This is a genomic window from Rhizobium sp. SEMIA 4085, assembly GCF_013004495.1.
GTDB lineage: Bacteria > Pseudomonadota > Alphaproteobacteria > Rhizobiales > Rhizobiaceae > Rhizobium > Rhizobium gallicum.
The window spans coordinates 1-5,126 of the sequence record NZ_JABEPH010000398.1 but is presented as its reverse complement, the minus strand read 5'-3'; the positions used below and the strand labels follow the sequence as shown (position 1 = coordinate 5,126).

Genomic DNA, 5,126 nt, shown 5'->3' with positions numbered 1-5,126 from the left:
TTTTGTATACACAAGAGCACCCCCCCCGACTCCTCCCCGCGCCGCCCCCGCGCCGCCGTCTGATGTGTAGACGACACCAACGCCGCGCCGCGCTGCGCCCCCCGCGCGCCGGTGCGCTCGCGCCCCCCCTCCGGGCGACCCCGCCGCCGTCCACCGCCACTTCGAAATGTTTCATTGCATCGCTTCCGTCATCAGAAACGGCGAACCGGCATTATGCCGCCGGCTTCGCCTGACGGCGCCAACTATAGCCCCTGCCGACGTCCGCGTCACGCACAGCCGGCTGATAATGATGCGGAATTCCGGGCAGCCGATTTTCGGAAAGGCGCTTGAGCGCCGTTTCATTGGTCACGGCGAAGCTGTCGATCCCGACGCGCAGCATCAACGGGATCTGGTCGATTAGCACATCGCCTACCGCCCGCAATTCGTTGGCATAACCCAGTCGCTCGCGCAGCAGCGAAGCATGGCTGAAGGCACGGCCGTCGCTGAATGCCGGAAAAGCAACAGCGACGATATCGAGGCGATCGAGGTAAGGCTCGAGCTTGCGCACGTCGTCGGCGGGCTTGATGAGCACACCAAGGCCGACATCGTTGCTCTCTCCGGCCGTGGCGATCAACTCGTCGAGGCCGAGCAGAGGCTTTTGATCTTCGGTCGCTTTCACCTCATCGCTCTCGATCACCCAGGGATCGTTGGCGACGAAACCGGTTTCTCTCCAAATCTTCGTCATCATCCCCTCCTTATGCCGCTTCCGCGGCCGCGCCATAGAGCGCGTCCTTGAAAGGCTGCGGTCCGACGCGGCGATAGGCTGTAAGGAAGGTTTCAGACGGGTCCCGGCGGATGCAGAGATAGGTATCGACGATCGTCTCGATTGCGTCCGTCACCTTGTCCGGTTCGAAGCCGCGGCCGATGATCTCCCCGATCGAGGTGTGTTCGTCGCCGGAGCCGCCGAGCGTAATCTGATAGAGTTCGGCACCCTTCTTCTCGACGCCGAGCAGGCCAATATGGCCGACATGGTGATGCCCGCAGGCGTTGATGCAGCCTGAAATCTTGATCTTCAGTTCGCCGATCTCCGCCTGACGCGCAGGATCACCAAATCGCTTGGAAATCTCCTGCGCAACCGGAATGGAGCGCGCATTGGCGAGCGCGCAATAGTCCAGCCCCGGACAGGCAATAATATCCGTGATGAGGCCGGCATTGGCAGTTTCGAGATCAGCCGCGACCAGGCCGCGATAGACGGCTTCCAGATCGCCCAGCGCCACATGCGGCAGGATGAGGTTCTGTTCGTGGCTCACGCGAATTTCGTCGAAGGCATATTCCTCGGCGATGTCGGCAACGGCATCCATCTGCGCGTCAGAGGCATCACCCGGGATGCCGCCGATCGGCTTCAGCGAGATCGTCACCATGCCGTAATCGGGGTTCTTGTGGGGTGCTACGTTCTGCTGCACCCAGCGGGCAAATGCCGGATCAGCCTTCTTCCAGCGGGCAAGGTTCTCCCAGCCTTCGGCGCGTTCCGGCAGCACGGGCGGCGCGAAATAGGCGGCGATCGCCTGGACGTCCTTCTCCGGCAACTTGAGCTCGGTATCCTTGAGCTGCACGAACTCAACCTCGACCTGGCGCGCCAGTTCTTCGGCACCGGTCTCGTGCACGAGGATCTTGATGCGCGCCTTGTACTTGTTGTCGCGGCGGCCGTGCAGATTGTAAACGCGCATGATCGCGGTCGTGTAGGACAGCAGGTCCTCTTCCGGTAGGAAGTCGCGGATCAGCTTGGCGACCATTGGCGTGCGGCCCTGGCCGCCGCCGACGTAAACGGCAAAGCCGATCTCACCCTTGTCGTTCTTCTTCAAATGCAGGCCGATATCGTGGACCTGGATCGCCGCGCGGTCGCGCTCGGCGCCGGTGACGGCGATCTTGAACTTGCGCGGCAGGGAGGAGAATTCCGGATGCACGGACGACCATTGGCGCAGGATTTCCGCATAGGGACGCGGATCGGCGACTTCGTCCGCCGCGGCACCGGCGAAATGATCCGCCGTGACATTGCGAATGCAGTTGCCGGAGGTCTGCATGGCATGCATCTCAACCGTCGCAAGTTCGGCAAGCACGTCCGGCATGTCGGAGAGCTTCGGCCAGTTGAACTGCAGGTTCTGGCGGGTCGTGAAGTGACCGTAGCCGCGGTCGTAGGTGCGGGCGATATGGGCGAGCATGCGCATCTGGCGCGAGGAGAGCGTGCCATAGGGGATGGCGATGCGCAGCATATAGGCATGGAGCTGCAAATAGACGCCATTCATCAGGCGCAGCGGCTTGAACGCATCCTCGGCAAGCTCACCGGTCAGACGGCGCTGGACCTGGTCGCGAAACTGCTCGACGCGCTCGGCGACAAAGGCGTGGTCAAATTCGTCGTAACGGTACATCAGCTTCCTCAGACTGCAATGAATTCGGGATCGGCCGGCTTGTAGCCCGGCGCATATTCCATGGTCGGGCCCTGGGCGCGGATGCGCTCGCGGAGGCGAAGCGGCCATAGAACTCCGTTGGCTTCCTGAACTTCGATGACGGCAACGTCAACGACCTTGTTGTCGGCATAGGATTTCTTGCCGATCTCTTCCAAAGCCGTCACGGCCTCGGCATGGCGGGCGATGAGCGCATCCTGCAGCGAGGTTACCCATTCGCCGCCGGCGTTAAGCCAGACCGCCACGCCGTCCGTCAGCCTGTTGGCGGTCAGAACCTTGTCGACCATGTTCAGCTCCTTGCAAATTCCGGCGCGGTCGCCTCATGGCGCACCAGTGGCTCGGACAGTTCGAAATTGGCGCCTGCGACGGCATCGCCGATAATGACCATGACCGGTCCGGTCAACTCGTCACGATGCTGCAAGTCGGGAAGATCGCGCAGAATGCCGTGCAGTAGGCGACGGTCCGCACGGCTTGCATTCTCGACGACGGCAACGGTCGTCTCGGCGGGAAGCCCAGCGCTCATCAGCCGCTCGGAGACCGAAGCTGCGACGGTCCGTCCCATATAGACGGCGATCGTCGCGCCGGACACGGCAAGGCTTGCCCAATCGGGCAGCACGTCGCCGGTCAGATCATGCCCGGTCGTGAAGACCAGCGACGAGGCAACGCCGCGCAGCGTCAGCGGCAGCTCGAAATCGGCCGCGGCGGCGAAAGCGGAAGTGATGCCCGGAACGACCTCGTAGCCGATGCCCGCGGCACGCAGCGCCGCCATCTCTTCCCCTGCCCGGCCATAAACCAGCGGATCGCCGGATTTCAGGCGCACGACGCGCTTGCCCTGGCGTCCAAGCTGGACAAGCAGATCGTTGATCTCTTCTTGCGATTTCGAATGGCAACCCTTGCGCTTGCCGACCGAAAGGCGCTCGGCATCGCGGCGACCCATATCGACGATCGCCTGCGGCACCAGCGCATCGAAAACGATGACGTCGGCTTCCATCATCACGCGCTGGGCGCGCAACGTCAGCAGATCTTCGGCTCCAGGACCGGCACCGACGAGCCAGACGCGACCGTCAACCTTTTCCGCCGGGCGCAGGAGGCCGTTTGCGGCACGCCGCGCTTCGGGAAGATTGCCGTTTGCAACGGCGTCCGCCACGCGACCAGAGAAAAAACGGCGCCAGAAGACCCTTCTGGCGACGCCGCGTGGAACGAGATGTTCGACGGTCTTGCGGTAGCTCGTCGCAAGATCGGCCAGGCGGCCGAGCGACGGGGAAAGCAACTGATCGACCTGCGCACGGATCATCTGCGCGAGCACCGGGCCGGCACCTTCCGTGCCGATCGCAACGGCGACCGGCGCGCGATTGACGAGAGCGGGCGTGAAGAAATCGCAATAGTCCGGCTGGTCGACTGCATTGGCCGGAACTCTGACCGCCCGGGCAGCTTCCACGACCGCGCGATCTTCGGCAGCATTACCGGTTGCAGCAAAAACAAGCGTCGCACCATCCACCTGCTCGGGCGAGAAAGCGCCACGGACGGTTTCGATTCGATTGGAAATCAGGAACGAATGATAATCGGCCTCGGGATGGTCCGCATAAGCAACAATGCGGGCGCGCGTGTTCAGCAGCAGGCGCACCTTGGCGAAGGCCTCGTCTCCATTGCCGAAAACGGCTGCGATCCGCCCTTCCACACGGAAGAATGCGGGAAACACCGATAGCAGTTCGTTGCTGGAAGGCATTATCATTCCACTTCGAAGTTGGCCGACTATGCCTTTTACGGTCAACGGATTGAAGAAACAGAAATTCGAAAGCCCCGCTGAGTGCGTATTCTTTTGCTCGCCATCTCAAGGATTTGAGAAAAGTCGCCCGGTCGTTTGAAAATGCTGCTGCAGCGCATCATAAGCTGGTGACAAATGCCCAGATTCGGCGCGATCATGCATTCCGCTTCCCGGCGGCAACCGGTAAACTGCTCGAAACAGGAGAACACTATGCCGGAAAAGACGATTGCTCCCCGTCTTCTCGAAGTCATCGAGAAGCATATCCTGCCGATCACGGAGCTCGGCGTTTCCGAGGGTAACAAGGTCTTCGGCGCGGCAATCCTGCGTAAGTCCGACCTGGCGCTGGTCGTCGCGGAAACGAACAACGAACTGGAAAATCCGCTATGGCATGGCGAAGTCCACACATTGAAGCGCTTTTACGAGCTGTCCGATAAGCCCTCGACCAAGGATCTCATCTTTCTCTCGACGCACGAGCCCTGCAGCATGTGCATGTCGGCGATCACCTGGGCGGGTTTCGACAATTTCTATTATTTCTTCAGCCATGAGGATTCGCGCGACAGCTTTGCCATCCCGCATGATCTGAAGATTCTGAAGGAGGTCTTCGGGCTCGAACCGGGCGGATACCGCCGTCACAACGCATTCTGGAACAGCTTTGCGATCGCCGATCTTATCGAAAGCGAGGACGAACCGCTGAAAACCGGTCTGAAAGCGCGGGCCGCCGGAATCAAGGCCCGCTACGATGCGCTGTCCGACATCTATCAGGCGTCCAAAGACGCCAATGCCATCCCCTTGAACTGAGATATCATGGAAGCTTCAAAAGATATTTCGCGCCTGATCGAGATCATGGCGGCACTGCGCGATCCCAAAACCGGCTGCCCCTGGGACATCGTCCAGACCTTCGAAACGATCAAGCCCTATAC

5 protein-coding genes and 1 pseudogene are annotated in these 5,126 nt (G+C 61.2%); 2 read left to right on the top strand and 4 right to left on the bottom strand.

Annotated elements, in window-relative coordinates; genetic code table 11:
* Positions 1-211: 211 nt before the first annotated feature.
* The 4 genes from C9413_RS27520 to cysG are packed head-to-tail and all read right to left on the bottom strand — an operon-like array spanning position 212 to position 4,173.
* Entirely contained in the window at positions 212-724 is a 513-nt protein-coding gene (locus C9413_RS27520) for a DUF934 domain-containing protein (RefSeq protein ID WP_039846747.1), read from the bottom strand.
* 10 nt (positions 725-734) lie between these two features.
* Complete coding sequence (locus C9413_RS27515) at positions 735-2,405, bottom strand: nitrite/sulfite reductase (protein WP_170251170.1); 1,671 nt, start codon at positions 2,403-2,405, stop codon at positions 735-737.
* Positions 2,406-2,413: 8 nt separating this feature from the next.
* Complete coding sequence (locus C9413_RS27510; RefSeq protein ID WP_039844836.1) at positions 2,414-2,728, bottom strand: DUF2849 domain-containing protein; 315 nt, start codon at positions 2,726-2,728, stop codon at positions 2,414-2,416.
* A 2-nt stretch (positions 2,729-2,730) separates the two neighbouring features.
* Positions 2,731-4,173: a siroheme synthase CysG gene (gene cysG, locus C9413_RS27505; protein ID WP_170251169.1), complete on the bottom strand. Its 1,443-nt coding sequence runs from the start codon at positions 4,171-4,173 to the stop codon at positions 2,731-2,733.
* Between the two features lie 243 nt (positions 4,174-4,416).
* On the opposite strand from cysG, the gene C9413_RS27500 reads away from it, so the two are divergent.
* Complete coding sequence (locus tag C9413_RS27500; RefSeq protein ID WP_039844834.1) at positions 4,417-5,004, top strand: nucleoside deaminase; 588 nt, start codon at positions 4,417-4,419, stop codon at positions 5,002-5,004.
* A 6-nt stretch (positions 5,005-5,010) separates the two neighbouring features.
* A pseudogene (locus C9413_RS33865) lies at positions 5,011-5,126 on the top strand (nucleoside triphosphate pyrophosphohydrolase); the annotation flags it as partial.